General features: G+C 52.9%; 16 protein-coding genes and 1 riboswitch. Of the genes, 4 read left to right on the forward strand and 12 right to left on the reverse strand.

The genetic code is table 11. The features are described from left to right. Positions 1-67: 67 nt before the first annotated feature. The 4 genes from HYD27_RS10745 to HYD27_RS10760 form a co-directional block, all read right to left on the reverse strand. Positions 68-865 (reverse strand): alpha/beta hydrolase, encoded by a 798-nt coding sequence (locus HYD27_RS10745; RefSeq protein ID WP_219214745.1) that lies wholly within the window; start codon positions 863-865, stop codon positions 68-70. A gap of 86 nt (positions 866-951) precedes the next feature. Next, entirely contained in the window at positions 952-1,581 is a 630-nt protein-coding gene (gene pgmB, locus HYD27_RS10750; RefSeq protein WP_219214747.1) for a beta-phosphoglucomutase, read from the reverse strand. A gap of 66 nt (positions 1,582-1,647) precedes the next feature. Then, on the reverse strand, positions 1,648-3,942 hold the full coding sequence (locus HYD27_RS10755) for a glycosyl hydrolase family 65 domain-containing protein (protein WP_219214749.1): 2,295 nt from the start codon (positions 3,940-3,942) through the stop codon (positions 1,648-1,650). Next, a complete protein-coding gene (locus tag HYD27_RS10760; RefSeq protein WP_219214751.1) occupies positions 3,942-6,245 on the reverse strand; it encodes a glycoside hydrolase family 65 protein in 2,304 nt (767 codons plus the stop codon). The genes HYD27_RS10755 and HYD27_RS10760 overlap by 1 nt, the downstream gene beginning before the upstream one ends. A gap of 479 nt (positions 6,246-6,724) precedes the next feature. On the opposite strand from HYD27_RS10760, the gene HYD27_RS10765 reads away from it, so the two are divergent. Then, the gene (locus HYD27_RS10765; protein ID WP_220101580.1) at positions 6,725-7,444 is read left to right on the forward strand and encodes a Crp/Fnr family transcriptional regulator; all 720 of its coding nucleotides are present in this window, start codon (positions 6,725-6,727) and stop codon (positions 7,442-7,444) included. 121 nt (positions 7,445-7,565) lie between these two features. Here the strand turns inward: HYD27_RS10765 and HYD27_RS10770 are convergent, their stop codons facing one another. The 6 genes from HYD27_RS10770 to HYD27_RS10795 form a co-directional block, all read right to left on the reverse strand. Then, complete coding sequence (locus HYD27_RS10770) at positions 7,566-8,267, reverse strand: hypothetical protein (RefSeq protein WP_219214752.1); 702 nt, start codon at positions 8,265-8,267, stop codon at positions 7,566-7,568. Positions 8,268-8,347: 80 nt separating this feature from the next. Further along, a complete protein-coding gene (locus HYD27_RS10775; RefSeq protein WP_219214754.1) occupies positions 8,348-8,761 on the reverse strand; it encodes a hypothetical protein in 414 nt (137 codons plus the stop codon). 943 nt (positions 8,762-9,704) lie between these two features. After that, entirely contained in the window at positions 9,705-10,427 is a 723-nt protein-coding gene (locus HYD27_RS10780) for a hypothetical protein (protein ID WP_219214756.1), read from the reverse strand. Between the two features lie 375 nt (positions 10,428-10,802). Beyond that, positions 10,803-11,120: a winged helix-turn-helix transcriptional regulator gene (locus tag HYD27_RS10785; RefSeq protein WP_219214758.1), complete on the reverse strand. Its 318-nt coding sequence runs from the start codon at positions 11,118-11,120 to the stop codon at positions 10,803-10,805. A gap of 125 nt (positions 11,121-11,245) precedes the next feature. Then, entirely contained in the window at positions 11,246-11,569 is a 324-nt protein-coding gene (locus HYD27_RS10790; RefSeq protein ID WP_219214760.1) for a hypothetical protein, read from the reverse strand. 25 nt (positions 11,570-11,594) lie between these two features. After that, entirely contained in the window at positions 11,595-12,530 is a 936-nt protein-coding gene (locus HYD27_RS10795) for a Gfo/Idh/MocA family protein (RefSeq protein ID WP_219214763.1), read from the reverse strand. 149 nt (positions 12,531-12,679) lie between these two features. On the opposite strand from HYD27_RS10795, the gene HYD27_RS10800 reads away from it, so the two are divergent. After that, a complete protein-coding gene (locus HYD27_RS10800) occupies positions 12,680-13,297 on the forward strand; it encodes a TVP38/TMEM64 family protein (protein ID WP_219214765.1) in 618 nt (205 codons plus the stop codon). Positions 13,298-13,394: 97 nt separating this feature from the next. Beyond that, on the forward strand, positions 13,395-14,381 hold the full coding sequence (gene msrA, locus HYD27_RS10805; RefSeq protein WP_219214768.1) for a peptide-methionine (S)-S-oxide reductase MsrA: 987 nt from the start codon (positions 13,395-13,397) through the stop codon (positions 14,379-14,381). A gap of 506 nt (positions 14,382-14,887) precedes the next feature. On the opposite strand, the gene HYD27_RS10810 is transcribed toward msrA, so the two are convergent. Beyond that, on the reverse strand, positions 14,888-16,036 hold the full coding sequence (locus HYD27_RS10810) for a DUF4349 domain-containing protein (RefSeq protein WP_219214771.1): 1,149 nt from the start codon (positions 16,034-16,036) through the stop codon (positions 14,888-14,890). Positions 16,037-16,385: 349 nt separating this feature from the next. Here HYD27_RS10810 and HYD27_RS10815 point away from each other — a divergent pair, with 349 nt between their 5' ends. Then, positions 16,386-16,538, forward strand: a complete 153-nt coding sequence (locus tag HYD27_RS10815; RefSeq protein WP_219214774.1) for a DUF1540 domain-containing protein — start codon at positions 16,386-16,388, stop codon at positions 16,536-16,538. Between the two features lie 53 nt (positions 16,539-16,591). Here HYD27_RS10815 and metE read toward each other — a convergent pair whose 3' ends face one another. Further along, complete coding sequence (gene metE / locus HYD27_RS10820; RefSeq protein ID WP_219214777.1) at positions 16,592-18,898, reverse strand: 5-methyltetrahydropteroyltriglutamate--homocysteine S-methyltransferase; 2,307 nt, start codon at positions 18,896-18,898, stop codon at positions 16,592-16,594. Positions 18,899-19,129: 231 nt separating this feature from the next. Further along, positions 19,130-19,339, reverse strand: a riboswitch (cobalamin riboswitch). Positions 19,340-20,285 lie beyond the last annotated feature (946 nt).

Below are 20,285 nucleotides of genomic sequence, written 5' to 3' on the forward strand. Positions count from 1 at the left end.
TTCATTCCAGAGAGTACAAAAAAAGCCTCCCATCGGGCGCACAGCCCATGAGAGGCTTCTTGCACAGCTATTTGGTATAGCCGTTCAACGCCAGCCAGGAAGCGCAGGCCTCTGTCCAGCTCCGGGTATGCGGCTCTTCGCCCGCAAGACCAAGACCATGCTTGCCGTGGGCGTAGACATGAAGATCAAACGGAACATGATGGCGGCTTAGCGCGGCCGCGAATTGCAGGCTGTTCTCCACCGGCACTGATCCATCATCCGAGGTATGCCACAGGAAGGCAGGAGGCGTAGCTGCCGTTACCTGAAGCTCGCTGCTGAGACGTTCCACGAGCTTCGGATCGGGATTCTTCCCGAGCTGGTTCTCTTTGGAGCCCTGATGTGTCACACCCTCGGTCATGGATATGACCGGATAACACAGAATCAGCAGATCCGGGCGGCTGGACTCGCGCTCAAGAGGCTCGGCAGCTTCTCTATTCCCGTGATCGAACAGAACGCCGGCGGCTGAAGCTAAGTGTCCTCCTGCCGAAAATCCCAGTATTCCTAGTCTGCCGGGATCAATCCCATACTCATCTGCGCGATGGCGAACCGTGCGCAGTGCCCGCTGGGCATCCAGCAGCGCGTGGGGATATCCGTAAGGAGCTACACGGTAGCGCAGCACAAAAGCCGATATTCCCAGTGTATTCAGCCATTCGGCAACCGGGCCGCCTTCGTGGTCCGCCCGCATGCCATAGCCGCCGCCCGGGCAGACAATCACAGCGGCATTCTTCCCACCTTCCACCAGATAAGGCGTAATCGCCGGACAATCCTCGCCGCTTGCCCCCAGTGCCCCGGGTGCCCCTTCCGGCCATAACAACAATGTTTCCATCTTCATCCCTCAAGCTTTCCTTCTATTGATAGAATCATTACCCGCAGGAGATCGCTTTCTTTCCCTCTAACAAGTCTATCAAGGTCTTACAGTTCATGCAATCCTGCCACGACAATACCGGCGGATTTCAGCACCTCAGGCCGGCCTATGCCGACCACCCGCATCCCTGCTGCCACAGCAGCGGCAACGCCTGCTTCCGCATCCTCAAAAACCACGCAGTCTGCAGGCTGCAAGCCGAGCCTGCGGCAGGCAGTCTGAAAGACCTCGGGGTCCGGCTTCGCGCGGGACACGGTGTTGCCGTCGACTATGATGTCGAACAGTCCGGCGATCTTCAGCTTATCCAGGATGAATGCGGCATTCTTGCTGGCTGAGCCGAGGGCAATGCCTACCCCCCGCTTCTTAAGGCTGCTGAGATAATCAAGCACCCCCGGCAGCAGCTCCGACTCCTCCAGCCGGGAGATGTATTGTACATAGAGCCGATTCTTCCGCTCGGCCATCTCCAGCTTCTCCGCTTCGCCGAACTCCAAGCCGCCAATCTCCAGCAGAATATCCAGCGATCTCATACGGCTGACTCCCTTCAGCCTTTCGTTATGCGCCTCCGTGAACTCAAAGCCGAGTTCCTCGGCAAGTGACCGCCAGGCAAGGAAATGATATTTGGCCGTGTCTACAATCACACCATCCAAATCAAAGATCGCGCCTTTCATATGCTCCAGCATGGTTATCTATCCTCTCCGTTTAGATCTTGATCTCTTCAAGCCGCCCGGCAGCTTGTTATGCCACAGCTATTCCGGAACCGCCGCCGTCCCCGCAGCCTGCAGATGCAGCTGGTCCCCCGGCCCGCACAGCTCAGCTGCGCCGCCGAAGCCGGCAAAGGCCAAAGCTTCGCAGTTGCCCTCAGCCGCTGTAACCGTAACCTCATTGCGGCTGATCCGCAGCCTGTAATGACCGCCGCGCAGCGCAGCCGGCAGTTCTATGGACCGCCAATGCTCCGGCAGCGACGGATTCAGGCGGACTGTTTCCCCATCGAACTGTACACCCGCGAAGCCAAGCACCGCAGCCATCCACGCGCCGCCATTCGCTGCCGGGTGCGTTCCTCCAATATAGAGATCCCCGACATATTGCTTCGATTTCCCGGTCAGATCAACCGTTGCTGTCCGCATAAAATACGGATAGCCCCAATCCGGCGAGCCGATATCGGCGGCAGCCAGCGCATAGATGCACGGGCTGAGGCTGGAGCCGTGCTCGGTGCGCGGCTCATAGAATTCCCAGTTCGCCTGCTTCACTTCCTTGGTAAAAGCAGACTTGAACAGGTTCAGCATCAGGACCACATCCGCCTGCTTCAATATTCTCGTGGTGGTGGCAAGCCCGTTGCCGCCGCCCCAATATTCATTGAGGTTGATCACCCGCGACTTCAGTTCAGGAAGGCCGACCTCTTCGAGCTTGAAATAGCGGTCAAATTGCTCGATGATCAGCGTGTCCGGGTCCGGCTGCGGAATGTAAAGCCGCTCCAGCATGGCCTGGAATTCGTTCAGGAATGGCCCTCCGGCAAACTGCGCGCACAACTTGCGGCAAGCATCCGGGTATCTGCTCTGCAGCAGTTCTGCGCAGCGCAAAGCAATTTCCAGGGTTTCTTTGACCAAAGCATTGGTAAAAGCGTTATTGTTCACGCGCTCATGGTATTCATCCGGACCGGTGACATCCAGAATTTCATAGCGCTCTTTTAGCGGATTGTAATAAGCATAAGAATAGAAGAAACGCGCACATTCCCAGATAACCTCGGCCCCGCCGTCCAAGATCAGGCTGTCGTCTCCGGTAAACAGAAGGTACTGCCATATGCCGTGGACCACGTCCGCGCTGATATGAACCTGCTTGTCGCGGAAATACGTACGCATGGGGCGGCCCGTAAAAACATCGTTCACATTGAACAGCGTGCAGGCGTCATCTCCCGAATCCTGGCTCTCCCAGGCATAAAATGCCCCGAGATACCCGTATTCAGCAGCTTTGCGCCGGGCGCCGTCCAGGGTGTGGATGCGGTACATCATCAGGTTGCGGGCAACGCCGGGATCACTGTGCAGAAAAAAAGGCAGCATGAACATTTCCGTATCCCAGAACACCGCCCCCTTGTAGACCTGGCCGGATAAGCCCCTGGCCGGAATGGATACCCTCTCCGATACGGTAGGTGCAATAATCATTAGCTGGTACATGCTGTATCTGAGAGCAAACTGCGCAGCTTCGTCACCCGCAATGATGCAGTCGCTGCGTGACCAGCGCTCCTCCCACACCCTGCGGTGGGCCTGCAGCAGTCCTGCGTAGCCCTGCTCTGCTGCTTCAAGGACTGCTCGAATCGCCAATGCTTCAGGATCGTCAGCCGTATCCAGACCGCTGTACACAGACACATATTTGAACCATTCATAGGTCTCTCCGGCCTTGGCATCAAAAGTGATCCTCCGCAGCGCACCCGCCGTGTTCTGCTGTTGCCTGCCAAAGCCGAACACGGACAGCTCTCCTGCAACAACCGGGAGCTTCAGCTCTCCGGTAATTGCAGAAGACAGCAGCACACCGGCCTTGAACAGTTCCTGCCTATTATGCAGATGGGGGCCGTTGATATCCCATACCTCACTGTCGATCCCCGTCTCAATCATAATCCGGCAGTCCGCTGTGGCCCGGACCGATTGCCTGCTTGCCAGCAGGTGCAGCTGATCCATGCTGGCAAAACGTTCAGCCGTGTAGGCCAGCTCCCCGCCTTCCGGTATACTATACACAGTCACTCTGCGGTGAACGGCACTGCGGATATCCAGCTCCTGCTTATGATCCAGCGGCACCGTATCCAGCACGCTGAGCCGTTGCCCATTGCAGCTTAGCAGCGTGAATAATCCGTTCGGGGCATTTACCGGCTCACGCCACTGATCCTGGACCTGATCGTACAATCCGGCCAGTGTAACCGCGGCCAGCTGATCCTTGCCGAACTCCTCCAGTGTGCCCCGGAAGCCCATATAGCCGTTGCCGGTCATATATTTATTGCCGTTTGTAATCATCTGATTCTTGTCGAAGCCTGCGTCTGAGACTGTCCAGCCCATCACGCCATCATCCCTTCGCCAAGCGGAAGCTTCGTGCCGGCGGCATCCACCTTGATCAGCTGTCCGTATACCCTGATGCCGGCAGTTCCGCCGCGGAGCGCTGTGAAGCTTACATTCTCTCTGTCCACTGCAATTCCCAGCAGCACACCCTCATACATCACCTGGAAGCTGTAGGAACTCCAGCGCTGCGGCAGTGTCGGCCGGAAGGATAAGCACTCACCGTCCGAACGCATGCCGCCGAACCCGTATACAATATTCATCCATGCCGCGGCAATGGAAGTGGTATGCAGGCCTTCGCGGGTATTGCGGTTGTAGTTGTCCAGATCAAGCCGGGTGGCGAACTCGAAGAAATGATAGGCTTCCTCGTATTTGCCGATTTCATTTGCCAGAATGGAGTGGATCGACGGGGAGAGCGAGGATTCGTGAATGCATCTCGGTTCGTAATACTCGTAGTTGGCCAGCTTGGCTTCCCGGGAAAAATCCCCGTTATATAAGAACATAAACATCAGCACATCCGGCTGCTTGATCATGTCATAGCGGTATAATCTGTCGTAGGACCAGTTCGAATACAGCGGGAAATCCGTCACCGGAATCGAATGAATATCGATATGCGGCATATCAAAAAAACCGTCATGCTCCTCATACACTCCGCTTTCATGGTCAAGAGGAATCCGCATATGCTCCGCCTTGCTGCTCCAGTCGGTTAATTCCTCCGGCCGGAGCCTTGTCTTCAGGGCTAATGCAGCGTAGGCCTCCGGCACCAGCTCCTTCATCCCGGCAACAGCTTCCAGGGTGAATTCGAATAATTTCTTCGCCATCAGATTAATATAGCAGTTGTTATTCACCATCAGCTGGAATTCATCAGGACCCATTACGCCAAAATATCCATATTCCCCGCTGCGCTGCCCCCACTGTCCGCGGGACGCATAGAAACGGCTGATCTGAATCAGCATTTCAGCGCCTTTACTGTACAGGAAATCCCTGTCTCCTGTATTTTTCACATAATGCCAAATGCCATAGGAAACCGCCGTACCGACATGAAGCTGGAGGTTGGAGTGCTGCCACAGATCGCAGCTCTCGGTGCCATCAATTGTGGCAATCGGGTAACAGGCCCCTTCGCAATCCACGTCCCTGGCGCGGTCCATGGCCTCTGGCAGTGTTTTATAGCGGAACTCCAGCAGGCTTTTGGCCGCCTTGGGGTTGTTGAACAAATAGAACGGCAGGCAGTACGATTCCGTATCCCAGAAGGCCAGCCCTCTGTAAGCTTCACCCGTCAGCCCTTTAGCACCGATATTGTAGCCGGGATGATCCCCATGATACGTCTGATGCAGCTGGAAGATACAGAAACGGATGCCCTGCTGGTTCTCGGGATCGCCTTCAATACGGATATCGCTCGTCTCCCAGACTCCATTCCAGTAAGCCGATTGAGCTGCAAACACCTGGGCTTCATCCAGCTTCGAGGCGGCTGCCGCAAGCTCCAGCCCTTCGGCCCAGAGCGCGTCTTCGTGGCGGGAGGCATCAGGATCTGAACAATTGGCGGCGAGCTTGGTATAAGAAACAGCTTTCCCTTGGGTTAATTGCAGCTTGAAGGCCTGCCCGATAAACCGGTCCCGTTCTACCTTTACTGTGTGCAGCTCCTGGGAGGATTGCAGGACAAATCCGGAAAACAGCTTATTGCCTGTGGTCAGAGTACTCGCCATAATTGCAGTAACAGCGCCTTCCACCCCGCTGCGCAGAGTTCTCCACATACTCTGCCCGCGTTCCTCGTGGATAATGCCGAAATCAAGTCCGGTGCAGATCTCCACCTCACCCGAGAAATTCAGCGGCTCAAAAGCAACCTGCTGCAAGCCCAGATGTGCATGCGTCATACTGACCAGCCGTGTAAAAGTGAGCTTCAGCTCCTTGCCGCTCTCCAGCAGCCAGATAAACTCACGGCGGTAGGTGCCGCTGCGGAAATCCAGTATGCGGCTGTAACCGGTTATTTTGCTGCGTGCCAGATCAAGCTGTTCTCCATCTACCGTAAGACGCGTATGAAGCCAGTCCGCCGCATTTACCATGTAGCGCAGCGAGCGGATAATCCCCTTGTAATGATTGCCGATCTCAAGCTGCTCATGAAGGCCGTTGAAATAGCTGCCGAGCAGGGAATCCCCGCTATAGCCCTCCTCGGCATAGCCGCGCACCCCCATATATTCATTGCCCAGTGAAAAAACCGATTCCGAGATCCGGTTCCGAACGGGGTCGAAGCCTTCCTCGATAATGGCCCATGGATCGACCTTCAGATATTTGTCCGCTACTTTTGCCATATTGAACTCTCCTTCTCCCGAATTGTGTCCACCGGCTTCCGTGAAGCACAGAACCCCCGGACGCCCATCTCCAGCGTAGCTCCCCGGGGAGAGAAGGCCAATGTCAGCCGATAACGGAGTTATGTGCATTTTTACGGAGTTGAAAGAAACGTGCAGGCTGCGTTATGATCTAAAAAGCCGAATTATTGAGGCCAACGTGAAAATAAACGGGTCCGCTGCCCCGGCAAGTCAAAAAAAGCAGCGTCCCCCAGCATCTGTGCATAATAGGAGACAAATGCTATAATTAACCTGTTTTTCTGTTGATGATCCCTATTTCAGGTCAAAATCATATTAAATCTCACACTTTTGAAGTGAAAATTATCACAATGTTAAAAATTCGACACTTTTAATGTGAAAATTTTTACCCATAAAGAGGAATTTCAATGTATAATTAATTTAAAATTTACTGAAAAACTGAGGGAATAAAGGGGATGTCGATTATGATAAAGGAACATTACAATGTTATCGAAGCCCACGGCAATACAAACTGTTTCTCCGAACAGAACTTTAACCGGCTTCTGGTCACAATGAAAGAGCGCATGGTCCCTGAGGGCTCTCATCTATTCTGGGAAGGCGACTACTCGGATAAATTGTTTTATATCAAACGTGGACGTGTGAAGCTCACCAAATCTACTGACGAAGGCAAAGAACTCATTCTGTATATGTATCAGGCCGGCGACATGGTAGGTCAGGCAGACCCGTTCTTCAGCACCAAGCACAGCTTCACTGCCGAAGTGATTGAAGAAAGTGAAGTCGGCGTTATTGAGCAGAAGGATCTGGAGATTCTGATCTGCCAGCATTGTGATTTTGCCATCGACTTTATGAAATGGATGGGTATCCATCACCGCCTCACGCAGACGAAATTCCGTGACCTGATGATGTACGGCAAGCCTGGCGCACTATGCTCCACGCTGATTCGATTGGGCAATACCTACGGCGAGAAGACCGGGGACAGCATTCTGATCAACAAAAAAATTACGCATACGGATCTGTCCAACATGATTGGAGCTACCCGCGAAAGCGTCAACCGGATGCTGAGCGATCTGCGTAAAAAAGATGCTGTGGAGTATGAGAACGGCATGATTGTGATCAAGGACCTTACGATGCTCCAGGACATCTGCCATTGTGAATTATGTCCCAACGAAATTTGCCGCATTTAATTTCCTAATACCAATACCCTCTATTCTCCTCATTGAAACATATATGACCCTGAAATTTGCATAAATAATAGAGTGGTCAAAGGCGCCGTTTACGGCGTCTTTTTTTTAATACTATCTGGAATTAACGCAGCACAAGCACTACCTCCAGCGTATCCTGGGGTCTAAGCTTCATATCGATTCCGCTGTCCAGCAGCTGCTTGCCATTGACTCTCAGCTTCCATTCCTCATTGCTCAGCGGCTTGTAATCCATAACGCTGGTTACCGACTTGTTATCTTCAGACAATAACACCATCCCACTGCTCTTCAGCATCCCCCGGACGGACAAATCCTCCGTATATGGCAGCACATAGGAATGAGTCTTCTCCGGTTGTTCGCTTCCGCCGTTTACGGTGAAGATGACCGGCTGCAGCTCAGCCTTACTATCTGCGGGCTTCGCCGTTACGATGATGGCATCCTCACGGTCAACACTGTTGTTCCAATCGGTTATTTTTTTGCCGTTCAATTGAATTTCCCAGATCCATTCCGGACTTAAGAATACTTTATTCACCGACAGAAGAGTATATCCGTCAGCCGCAAATGTAGCGGCTCCGCTGCTCTTAAGCAGCTCAATGAGCGTGCTTCCCTGCTTGTAGGTTTCGCTAAGCTGCCTCCCGGAGCTTCCGGCAAGCTCACTGTCACCCACCAGCACCGAGAACGCCGGTCCTGTATTTCCAGTTTCCGCGCTGCTTCCGTCCGTCATGGAGCCAAGAACCGAAGAGCAGCCGCCAACTGTTGCGATAATAATTATTCCCAGCAAAATACGCCACATCCATTTCGCGGACATTTCCGGCACCGCCTTCCCCCGCCCGTTCACAGCCCCGATCCTGCTGTTCAGGCTTGTCATGATTATGTAGATAGTCTTTTTTAAGGATAACGCAAACGGAGGCCGTTCTCAAATATTCCTGCGCCTGCCACAAGTGGAAACGGCTTCGCCGTCCTGATAAGGACGGTATCCGTTTCTCCAAAAATAAAAGGATAGTTGATAGCTTGAAACATATAAACCTGAATTTTAAAAGTGAATGGAACCAATCCAGATCGGACAAGGGATAAACCCTCTTTCTCCTTCACCCATTGGGTGCAAGCTGTTTTTAGCAGGAAATCCCTTCGTATAGAGGTTTTTAGATGATTTGTGGATACTTGCTTCCGAAATTCAGGATAAATTCTTATCTTCCAAGTGGAAACGGCTGCGCCGTCCCTGACCGGGCAGCGCAGCTGTTGGCATTTCAGGTGTAAGGCTGGCTGCTGAAGCCAGGCGGGAAGCCGAGTGGAAAAGGTCACTTCATATTCCCCCGGCCGCTTTTTCGCTTGCGTTAACGGGAAAAAGGATCACTAATCGATCCGTTTCTCTCCCTTACAGAGGAATACGCCTGCATTAAGATGTACTTGAACCATTCATCCAAAGGGCAGCCATTTTAGTGGGAAAAAGTACAACTAAGGTAGCGCATTCGGATACCGGATCATCCCTAGTGGGAAAAAGTACAACTAATCCGGCTGAAATCAGCCATATGGGGTGAACAGGCCTCCATTAGGTGTACAAAATCCCACTAAAGCCCGTTAAAGCCAGAATTCCAGCCCATTAGTGTTACTTTTTCCACTTCGCTTTCGTTCCTTATGAACCTCCTTGCTTTTCATCCGCTTGTTCAGGCTCTCCGGTTCCATTCATCCTGTATTCCGAAAGTGAATGGAACCCATCCAGATCGGACAAGGGATAACCCCTCTTTTTCCTTCACCCCTTTGGTGCAAGCTGTTTGTAGCAAGAAATCCCCTAGTGTAGAGCTTTTTAGATGGTTTGTGGATACTTATTTTCGAAATTCTAAAATCTTATCTTTCAAGAAAGACGCCTATCGGCGTCCTATATTAAGAATGTTGCCATTTCAGTGGGGAAGGAGAAGAATCATTTCGCGTTGATTCCACCGTCCAGCCGGCTTCGGGCGAAATCAGAGGCACTTCTGCCTTTGATTCCCTCTACCTCCCCGCTGCGGCCAACGCATTCGCGCAGTTTGCTTGGCCGAAGTCCCGATCCATTCGTTCATTTACAGCGCAACCGTGAAATAACGGATAAGCTACGCTTCCCCCAAAACATATAAATTCTTATCTTTAAAAAAAACATTCCCCTGCTTTTTTCTTTGGAGTTATCCGCATTTTTGGTCATCGTTTAATTTCTCAAACATCAAAAAACACCCCTGTTCAAGAGGTGTTTTCTATGTTAAAGCCCGGTTCTCTATTGCACCGTAGCCCGCATATACGTCCGTTTTCCCTGGTCATCCTTCAGGTATGGCCCCAGCCCGGCAAAACGCGAATGGTCCACGTAGACGCCGGTCATCCAGCGGCCTTCGGTGAGGCCTCCATTCCACTGAAGCACCAGATCCGGTGCAGAGATCCGCTCCTGGTACACCCGGATATTCTGCTCCTGATATTCTTTGCAGGGCTTGCCGTTCTCGGTCAGACGCTGCTTGCTTAGATAGGTAGGTACAAAATACGTGGAGATCGTATCCAAATCCTCCTCATCCAGAAAAGCCTCTCCGCCCAAATAAGGCTGGAAAAGCACCGTATTCTCATACATGGACCAGATCACGGCCTGAAGCACCATGCTCTGCCGAATGCCATTATGGAAGGTGAAGCTGCGCTGCTTGCCGGATGCTGGAATAACCGGACCGGCGGAAGGCTCAAGGCAATGACGCTCACAGCCGATGCATTTCCAGCCGGCACTGCTCTGAATCCACTTTTGAAAAACGCTTCCGCTATCGTTATCCCCTTTGTATAAAGAGGAAATGATGTCATAAGGCACCCCAATCCAAGCGTTCCATAAGGAATCGGGAAGATGGCCGTGAAGCATGAACAGCACTTTGTCATAAATTAGCTGCACCCTGATCGAAGCGCTCTCCAGTTCGGCAACATCTTTTTTTCCATAGGTTATTTCCCGGGAAAATAAGGTGGTTGTCATCTTCCTCGCCTCCTAAAAGTTTTGTCGGCATTGCAATCCTGAACCATTTCGTCAAAACTCGCTCCGGAAGCATACGCTTAGTTTTGTCAGCATTGCATCCTGAATCCACTCCGTACAAAACTCGCTCCGAAAGCATACAATGTGTTTTGCTAGCGTTACCATAATTATCCGCAGATACCCTATAAATGCACAGTGCAGTAAGAAATACAGCTTAGTGGGGCAGGGCAGCAGTTTTTTCTATTATATTATATTCTGCCGTCATGCGTGCAAATTTTATTTGCCATTATAGCGTGAAACATATAAATTCTTATCTTTTGAAAAAGCCCCTCTCACAATCAGAGAAAGGGGCTCCAAAAGGACAGTTAAGCGGGGGAACTACTCGACCCAGCTCTCGGCCCAAGACTGAATCTGCTGCATTACCGGCTCAAGCGCGCGGCCTTTGGTTGTCAGTTCATACTCGATGCGTACGGGGGTTTCCGGGTATACATGGCGCACCAGAATCCCTTCACATTCCAGGTCCTTCATTCGTTCGGACAGCATCTTATCGCTCATGGACGGGATCAGAGCGGAAATATCCTTGAAGCGCTTCGGTCCGCTCATCAATGTCTGAATAATAAGTCCATTCCAACGTTTGCCTAAGAAGGAGAAGGCCGTTTCGAATCGCGGGCACATCGTCAGCTGATGTTTTTCCATTATTCTCACCTCTCACTTGTGAAGCTTACAATTAGTTAGTATATATAATTTTAACACATTTATAACACAATGAACATCGTTTGCCAAAAAAAAGTTTAATGACCACTACTATTATATCCCCGTTGTCAATCCTCTGTGCCTTGCGGGGGCCTTCTCTCCGCGATTGCCTCTGTGACTGCATAAGCCAGGTCATCGTTGCTGTACAGGGACAGTACACCAAGCACTGTATCATCGGAAATAAACCCGGCTTCCTCACCGGGGACCGTCAGCGACAATGCATGGTTCAGCGCCGCATTGCCTTCCTGCTGCGGATAAGCCTGAAGATACAGCGCATGCGGGTCCAGCTTGTTGTTCACACACCACTGGGCAAAAACCAGAATCATCATTTCTTCATCCCGCTTGTAGCTCTCGATGATCTGCTCTTCCGTTGATTTGCGGTAATCCTCCATGTTGCTTCCTCCTTTCTGCCCGCTGTCAATCCGCAAGCTGTGCTGCCAGCTCATGGCTGGCCATAACGGCTGAAGCGGAAATGCCGCATTGCTCCGGTGTATCCATACTGTTTAAAAAATGATTTACCACACCACTGAAGCCTCTCCGCTCAAGCAGGGTATCCCAGCTTCCAAAACTCTGCGCGCGCGGCAGTGTGCCCTTCTCATACAGCGTTGCCCGCTCCATATCGACAACCTCTACAGATCTGCCGTTGCCGTGCAGCTCCAGCTTCTCCAGATCTGCACCGGCATCCCGTACCATGCTGTACATGCCGGTCGCCCCCTGATCCCAGCCCAGCATACCGGAAGCTTGCAGCAGCTGTCCGGCATTGTCCGATTTCAGATTGCCGTGCAGCAATTCGGCATCGCCCCCGCAGAGCCAGAGCAGCAGATCCAGCATGTGGATCAGGTCGTCATGCACCGTCTCACGGCTGCTGCCGGATTGAAGCTTGGTCCGGTGCTTGAACGCATGGCAGGCGCTGATGCCGCCCGCTTTCTCCAGCCAGGCTTTGGCGGCCATATACATCGGCGCATAACGGCGGTTAAAGCCCACTGCCAGCAGCAGCCCCTTGTCTTCAGCCAATCCGGCCAGCCGCCGGGATTCTTCAAGATTATAGGACAGCGGCTTGTCCACGTATACCGATACGCCATGATTTAAGCATTGCTTAACAATATCATAGTGCGTCGGGGTTGGGCTATGCACAAATACCGCATCCGGCTCCCAGGACAGCAGCTCGTTCAGATCCGTGGTGCCGCGCGGGAACCGGTAGGAATGGACCGCCCTCTGCACCGTTTCCGGGGAATGGCTGAGCACTCCCGCCACCTCCGCCTGATCATGCCCGGAGAGCAGCGGCAGATAGACCTTCCGGGCAATATCGCCGATGCCGACCAGGGCCACTCTTTTGCGTTCAGTAATTTTCATAGGCGTTATCTCCCTTGGCTGCTTGTATTTCCTTTTCCTTTTAGACGTATTATACCGTGACAAGCCGCGGCGACAAATGATCTTTGCTTCATTAAAACCATTTTTTTCAGTATGATGAGATGAATGAGCGGAAGAAAGGGCATAGTAGAATGAGAAAATGGCTGACAGTACTGCTGTATGTTTCGGGGATAGCCCTCGCGTTTATCTACAGATATGACCTTCTGGCCTGGCTGCGGGAGGATCATAATCTGTTTCTTAGTCTCGGTGCCGCCACTTTACTGGCTATATTTCCGGTGTTGCCTTATAAGCTGATTATCGGGCTATACGGCTATGCCTATGGAAGCCTGGCCGGTGCGTTACTCTGCTGGAGTGCCTCAACGCTTGCAGGAGCGATCATATACGGTATCGTCAAATACATGTTCCAGGAGAAAGCCAGTGCTTATTTGAGCGCTGTACCCGCCCTGGATAAGTTCACAGCCGCTGTGCAGCGGCGGCCGTTTGCCGCAGTAGTGCTGGCCCGGCTGATCCCGGTCTTTCCTCAGATGGCCGTTAACATCTATGCCGGAGCTGCCGGTTTGTCCTTCTGGAGCTATCTCGCTGCGTCCGGAGTGGGCAAGATCCCCGGCATCGCCCTGTACGCCTTTCTCGGCGGACAGCTGTTCAAGCATCCGCGGAGCGCGGGAATTGCCATCCTGGTTTATGTGGCCGTGCTGGCTCTGGCTGTATTATCGCTGCGCCCCCGCTCCTTCGGTCCAAAGAACGACTGATGGCGCTGACCCGGACGGTCTGCTGGCAGGGAGCGTCTTTTTGATTTATAATTACATTGTGATCTATTTAATTGCAATCCATGAATGGAGGGTATTTATGAGTGGAATTCAATCTGACGATATAGGCAACAAAACGGAAAAAGCAACGTTTGCGGGAGGCTGCTTCTGGTGTATGGTATCCCCCTTTGAAGAGCTGCCGGGGATTGTGGAGGTCGTCTCCGGGTATACGGGCGGGCATACTGTTAATCCCACCTACGAAGAGGTTTGCTCGGAGACCACAGGCCATGTGGAGGCGGTGCAAATCACCTTTGATCCCGATATTTTCCCATACAGCAAGCTGCTGGAGCTGTTCTGGCAGCAAATCGACCCCACCGATGCCGGAGGGCAGTTTTATGACCGCGGCACTTCGTACGGTACGGCCATCTTCACTCATTCCGAAGAGCAGCGGCAGGAGGCGGAAGCCTCCAAAGCGGCATTGCAGGCCAGCGGGCGTTTCTCTGCTCCGATTGTCACGCCGATTCTTCCGGCCAAGCCGTTTTACCGTGCCGAGGAGTACCACCAGGGCTACCACCGCAAGAACCCCGGTCATTATAAACGGTACCGCAAAGGCTCCGGCAGGGATGCTTTTATCGAGAATCACTGGAAGCACAGGGAGGATAAGCAGAGCCTGAAGGAAAGGCTGACCCCGCTGCAATATGAAGTGACCCAGAACAATGCGACCGAATCCCCTTTCCGCAACGAGTTCTGGGATCATCACGGGGATGGCATCTATGTCGATATTGTCTCCGGCGAGCCGCTGTTCAGCTCCCGGGACAAATTCGATTCCGACTGCGGCTGGCCCAGCTTCACCCGGCCGATCCGCGACTATTCGGTCAAGGAGAGAACCGATCTCAGCCACCTGATGGTCCGGACCGAGGTCCGCAGCAAAACAGCCGATTCCCATCTCGGGCATGTCTTCAACGACGGTCCCGGTCCGGACGGCCTGCGCTACTGCATCAACTCGGCGGCGCTGCGCTTCGTGCCCAAAGAAGATCTGGAGAAAGAAGGCTACGGCGAGTACCGTGTGCTCTTCCAGCATGCTTGACTGACCGATGCCCCAAGCAGTGTGAAGCCATACTTATAAAAGCCTCCAACAGCAAACTGCGGTGTTGGAGGCTTTTTGAAAAGATCAGAATTTATCCTGAATTTCGAAAGTAAGTATCCACAAATCATCTAAAAAGCTCTACACGAAGGGATGTCTTGCTACAAACAGCTTGCACCCAATGGGTGAAGGAAAAGAGGGGTTATCCCTTGTCCTATCCGGATGGGTTCAATTCACTTTCGATATTCAGGTTTATATGTTTTGGGGAAGCGAAGCTTATCCGTTATTTCACGGCTGCGCTGTAACTGAAAGAATAAATCGGGACTTCGGCCAGGCAAACTGCGCGATTGCGTTGGCCGCAGCGGGCAGGCAGCGGAAATCAAAGGCAGAAGTACCTTTGATTTCGGCCGAAGCCGGCTGACGGGGGAATCAGCGGCAGAAGGATCCAGAGGATTTCTACAGCAGAAAGTGCAATAGAACTCTTCGGGGCGGAAGTTCTGCTGCCAAAATTATTCCGGCTTTTTATCCTGCGCTTCTCCGGCACTGTCGCCGGTAACCTGCTCTTCGGCCGCCTTCTGGGCCAGCTCGCGATTGTGCCCGCGGTTTGTCCCGCGAATATGCCCGATCAGTCCATCATTCCGTAACTTCGCTCTTCTGCGGAACCATAGCACGATGCCCACAGCCAGCGCAGCTACAATCAAGACAGGAAATGCGCCGGCCAGGAATATAAAGAGCCATTGAAACATTACGGACAGCGCATGCAGACTGCTCTGAAGCGCATCCGAAGCCCTGCCCAGCAGCGGGCCTTGCTCTTTCGCCTTCGCGAGGTCTACACTCTCATCTGTCTGGTACAGGCGAAGCTCCACGGTTGAAAAAGATACATTCTGGTCAATATAGCGCATTCTGCCCTTGATGGTCTCGATCTCCTCCTGAATGGCACCCAGCTGATTGGCAAAAGCCACAAGGTCGGCGGATTTGGTCGCATTTTTCATAAACTCGATGTACTGGCTTTCCATGAGCTGCTTGGCTTTGAGGCGCGATTCCAGATCTACATACTCCTCCGAAACATCCTGCCCCTGAATGCTGCGCTGAAGCTTTTCGTATTTGATATGCTCCAGACTGTCCAGAAAGGAGGAAAATCCGGAAGCCGGCACCTTCAGAATAAAGGTTCCACCCTGCTCATAATCAGACGTATTCTCCGAAAATTCAATGATATAGCCGTTTGCAAGCGTCACCATATTCCTGACCTCTGTCTGTGCTGCGCCATAGTCCTGAACTTCCATCGTCAGGCTGGCATGATAAATCAGCTTCTTGTTCAATCCGGCCACAACATCGCTTCCGGTAAACCCGGCTGCGCCTTCAGCCGCTTGATTCGTGTCCGGGCCTTTGACGGATGCATTACCGCCGCCGGCTTCAGCGGGCTGGGTTGAATTGAGATCTGCAGCCTCTCCGGAAGCCGGTTTCGCCAGCGCCTCTGATGATGAAGCGCTCTGGGCGGAACCGCCGTCCGTGCTTTCCTCCGATCCGGCAGTGTCTGTGCCCATAGCCAAATTACTCGCAGCATCATTATTGCTTCCCGATCCGCAGCCCGCCAAAACCGCAGCAATAATCAATAATCCCAATACATAATACAGATATTGCAGACCCCTTTTTTGCATGCCCATTCCTCCAAAAGTGTAGTGGAAGCTCCGCTTCTTTTGTACAGACTGCTGCTGTGAAAGAGCTTTTTATCTGTTAGTCTCTTTCCCTCACTACTTTGACGTTCCATATGCTGGAAGGTTGCAGCAGGAACAAAATTTTCCGGTTGACAGGCTGTTTTCTCTGTTTGCGAAGGCTGGCGTAATTTGCTACAATGGAGGTGTCTGTAAAGACAAAAAAAAACCAATAACCCTATATTCACGAGGAATAAGGGTTAGGCTCTGCTCGGACAAGCTCCACCTTGCCGATCAGATCATGATTCATTTCAGATTGCTGCATTTCACAACAACAAGGGGAGGTGAGACCCTCATGGCAAAAGACGTAAAATGTGCAGTTAATTCCTGTACCTACTGGGCTGCAGAAAACAAATGCAACGCCGAATCCATCTTCGTTGCTTATCACAGCTCCAAGCAGCCTTCAGAAGCTGAAGAAACAGACTGCAAAACCTTCGAAAGCAAATAAGTCACGGTTTAGAAGGGACCCTCCACGGTCTCTTCTTTTCTTTACCCATTCTATCAAGAATGAGAATTATTATCAAGTGTTTTTTGCCGTATTTTTTCCGCAGCCAGCACCATATTGCGCAGCGCAGCCTCCGTCTCCTCCCAGCCCCGTGTCTTCAGCCCGCAGTCCGGATTAATCCAGAATTGCCCGGCATCCAGCACACGCAGTGCGCGTTCAATATTCCGAGTCATTTCCTCAACCTCAGGAACACGGGGGCTATGGATATCATAGACGCCCAGCCCAATCCCTTTATCATAATCATAGTTTTCAAAAGCGGCAATCAGCTCCCCATGGCTCCGGGAAGTCTCGATGGAAATAACATCGGCATCCATAGCCGAGATGGCTCCGATCATATCGTTAAACTCGCTGTAGCACATATGGGTATGAACCTGGGTTGTATCCTTCACATGATTCGTAGCCACGCGGAATGAGCGTACCGCCCAATTCAGATAATGCTCGTGATCCTCCGCCTTCAGCGGCAGCCCTTCGCGGATCGCCGGCTCATCCACCTGAATCATCTCGATTCCGGCATCCTCCAGCGCCTGCACCTCCTGGCGGAGGGCAAGGGCAATCTGCTTGGCAACCTCTTCACGGCTGAGGTCATCGCGGACGAACGACCAGTTCAGAATGGTTACCGGTCCGGTCAGCATGCCTTTTACCGGCAGCTTCGTAAGCGATTGGGCATAGACGCTTTCCTTAACGGTCATGGGCTGAATATAAGCTACGTCCGCATAGATCACCGGAGGCTTCACACAGCGCGAGCCGTAAGACTGCACCCAGCCGCTGCGGGTGAACAGATAGCCGTCCAGCTTCTCGCCGAAGAATTCAACCATGTCGGTCCGCTCGAACTCTCCGTGCACCAGCACATCCAGGCCAAGCTCCTCCTGAAGCGTAACCGCTTCGGCGATTTGGCGGCGGACAAACCCTTCATAGCGCTCCTCATTCCATACGCCCTTGCGCCATTTGAGGCGCGCCTGGCGAACCTCGGCCGTCTGCGGAAAGCTGCCGATGGTGGTGGTTGGCAGCAGCGGCAGACGCCATTTCTCCTGCTGCAGCTTCAAGCGCTCCGCAAACGGCAGGCTGCGGCTGTCCGGAAGAGCGTCCAGGCGGCGGACCTGCTCCGCCACATCCTGTCTTCCGCGCTCGGGAAGGGCGCGGAAGACAGCCAGCGCTTCCCGGCTCTCCGCAAGCAGACCGCTGCTTGCGGCGTCATCGCCGCCGGCGGCTGCGGCGAGCAGCCCAAGCTCGGCCAGCTTCTCATCGGCGAAGGCCAGCGCCTGCTTCACGGCAGGCTTCAGCTTGCCTTCGCTCTGAACCGTTACCGGCACATGGAGCAGGCTTGAGGACGGCTGAAGAATCAGCCGCTCCACCGGCACATGAACCGCCAGCTTCTGAATCAGCGCAAGCTTGGCATCCGGGTCGGCGCGCCAGATGCTGCGCCCGTCGATAATGCCTGCACCCAGCCATTTGTCAGCCGGCCAGCCGAGGCGTCCGAGCGCCTCCAGGTTGGCGCCTCCATCATGGACGAAGTCGAGGCCGAGGGCCTGCACCGGCAATTCCAGCAGCGCCTCCAGCGGCTCGGCAGCTTCAAAGTATGTCTGCAGGATCAGCTTCAACCCCGGTACTGCCGCGGAAATCTCGCCGTAGATCTTCTTCAGCAGCGCAATTTCCGCAGAGGTTAGTCCGGTCACGACCGCCGGTTCGTCGATCTGCACCCAAGCGGCCCCCTCCTGCTGCAGCTCCTGCAGCACCTGAATATACACGGGCAGGAACCGGGCAGCAACCTCCCGGATTTCCGCAGACGGGTATCCCTTGGACAGCTTAAGGAAGGTATACAGTCCGACTATAACGGGCTTGCCTTCAATGCCTGCCTGCGCTTTGGCGAAGCGGTAGGCGGCAAGCGGCTTGTTCTCGGTCAAGCGGGGCGTGAGGCTGCCGATTTCAGGCACAATATAATGGTAATTGGTATTGAACCATTTCGTCATTTCGCAGGCCGGAGCGGCGGCATTGCCGCGTGCCATGGCGAAATACAGGTCCAGCGGTACAGGACCGCCGTCATATTCATAACGCGGCGGCACAATGCCGAACATTACGGCAGTGTCCAGCACATGATCGTAGAAGGTGAAGTCATTGACCGGGATCAGGTCAATGCCGGCCTGCTGCTGCGCCTGCAGGTGCTGAAGCTGAATGGCCGCCATTTCGGCGCGGAACTCCTGCTCATTGATTTTGCCGGACCAGCAGGCTTCCAGAGCCTTTTTCCATTCGCGGTTCTTGCCGATTCTCGGGTAGCCGAGATTGCTGGTTGTAATCTTATTGGTCATTTGATCTGCTCCTCTGTCTATCGCTTTAGGGGTACAAGCAGAAACGGCCGCGCCGCAACTTACGTAAGGACGGTACCGCTCCAGCAAGATTTCGAAAGATAATTTATAGCACGGAGCCTATAAATTATAATCTAAAAAAGACGCCTCTCCCGGAATAAGCCGCAGGGAAAGACGCCCATGCATATTTCAATGGAATAACGTCTTAACACCTCCCTATCTTCCGTAGGTACTGCAGTGCTGTTGAGACAGGCAGGTCTCCTGGCTAGCGGGGTCATCATCCTTCAGCAAGTCTTCCCGGCAGAATCTTCTGCCAGTGACATGGGCTGCCGGGAACTCATCCGTTACAGTGGCGGGACCGCGTCGGTTTCTCAGCCGAACTTCCCCATTAAGCCTGCCGGAAGCCGCTATGCTCCGGCAGGCACCTGTCTCCAATATCGCTTTTATTGTGTTTCAAGCCTTTAATCTGATGCCATCATACGCTAACCCTTCCGCCATCCGCAACAGATTCCCGGGAATCCGGCTATACACATTCTCTATAGCAAAGTATCGGCAGGCAGGATTTTGCAGTCCTTACAAGCAGAAACGGCTGCGCCGTCCTTGACCGGGCAGCGCAGCTGTTTGCATTTCAGGTGTAAGGCTGGCTGCTGAAGCCAGGCGGGAAGCCAAGTGCAAACGGTAACTTCATACTTCCACAGCCGCTTTTTCGCAGGTGTTAGCGGAAAAAAGGATACCTAATCGATCCGTTTCTCTCCCCTGCAGAGGAATACCTACATTAAGATGAACTTGAACCATTCCTCCAAAGGTCAGCCATTTAGTGGTAAAAAGTATAACTAAGGTAGCGCATTCGGATTCTCGATCATCCCTAGTGGGAAAAAGTACAACTAATCCGGCTGAAATCAGCCATATGGGGGGAGCGGGCCTCTATTAAGAGTACAAAATCCCACTAAAGCCCGTTAAAGCCAGAATTCCAGCCCATTAGTGTTACTTTTTACACTTCGCTTCCGTTCTCTATGAATCTCTTCCTTGCGTTCCATCAGCTTGTTCAGGTTCTCCGGTTCCATTCATATACATTAAGTTTCTTTATTATGTTTTTTAAAGATTACAGCACCGCCTCCCGCTTAAACAGCGGAGCAGACGGACGGACCCGCGGAACAGCGGCAGCGGCCGCCCGGGTCTCCGGATTTTTACCGCTAAGAGACTGCGACGAAATAAAGTACCGCTACATTGTTGACAAAGCCCCCAAAACCGTGGAGATTTTGTCAACAAAAGCGGGTACTCATTTCCTCGCAGCTCCTAAGGGGAATGAAATAAATCTGCAGAGCACAGCGACCCGGACAACGCTCCGTTCACGGAGCGTCCACTCCAATAGCCTGCGTATATCCTACGC

The sequence above is a fragment of the Paenibacillus sp. S150 genome (assembly GCF_019352175.1).
Taxonomy (GTDB): domain Bacteria; phylum Bacillota; class Bacilli; order Paenibacillales; family Paenibacillaceae; genus Paenibacillus_AQ.

Bases quoted from the DNA above. Each gene is read 5' to 3' on its own strand.
- HYD27_RS10770 (WP_219214752.1), bottom strand. From the start codon at position 8,267: ATGTCCGCGAAATGGATGTGGCGTATTTTGCTGGGAATAATTATTATC.
- HYD27_RS10765 (WP_220101580.1), top strand. From the start codon at position 6,725: ATGATAAAGGAACATTACAATGTTATCGAAGCCCACGGCAATACAAAC.
- HYD27_RS10810 (WP_219214771.1), bottom strand. From the start codon at position 16,036: ATGCAAAAAAGGGGTCTGCAATATCTGTATTATGTATTGGGATTATTG.
- HYD27_RS10780 (WP_219214756.1), bottom strand. From the start codon at position 10,427: ATGACAACCACCTTATTTTCCCGGGAAATAACCTATGGAAAAAAAGAT.
- HYD27_RS10790 (WP_219214760.1), bottom strand. From the start codon at position 11,569: ATGGAGGATTACCGCAAATCAACGGAAGAGCAGATCATCGAGAGCTAC.
- HYD27_RS10815 (WP_219214774.1), top strand. From the start codon at position 16,386: ATGGCAAAAGACGTAAAATGTGCAGTTAATTCCTGTACCTACTGGGCT.
- HYD27_RS10745 (WP_219214745.1), bottom strand. From the start codon at position 865: ATGGAAACATTGTTGTTATGGCCGGAAGGGGCACCCGGGGCACTGGGG.
- HYD27_RS10760 (WP_219214751.1), bottom strand. From the start codon at position 6,245: ATGGCAAAAGTAGCGGACAAATATCTGAAGGTCGATCCATGGGCCATT.
- metE (WP_219214777.1), bottom strand. From the start codon at position 18,898: ATGACCAATAAGATTACAACCAGCAATCTCGGCTACCCGAGAATCGGC.
- HYD27_RS10800 (WP_219214765.1), top strand. From the start codon at position 12,680: ATGAGAAAATGGCTGACAGTACTGCTGTATGTTTCGGGGATAGCCCTC.
- HYD27_RS10785 (WP_219214758.1), bottom strand. From the start codon at position 11,120: ATGGAAAAACATCAGCTGACGATGTGCCCGCGATTCGAAACGGCCTTC.
- msrA (WP_219214768.1), top strand. From the start codon at position 13,395: ATGAGTGGAATTCAATCTGACGATATAGGCAACAAAACGGAAAAAGCA.
- HYD27_RS10795 (WP_219214763.1), bottom strand. From the start codon at position 12,530: ATGAAAATTACTGAACGCAAAAGAGTGGCCCTGGTCGGCATCGGCGAT.
- HYD27_RS10755 (WP_219214749.1), bottom strand. From the start codon at position 3,942: ATGGGCTGGACAGTCTCAGACGCAGGCTTCGACAAGAATCAGATGATT.
- pgmB (WP_219214747.1), bottom strand. From the start codon at position 1,581: ATGCTGGAGCATATGAAAGGCGCGATCTTTGATTTGGATGGTGTGATT.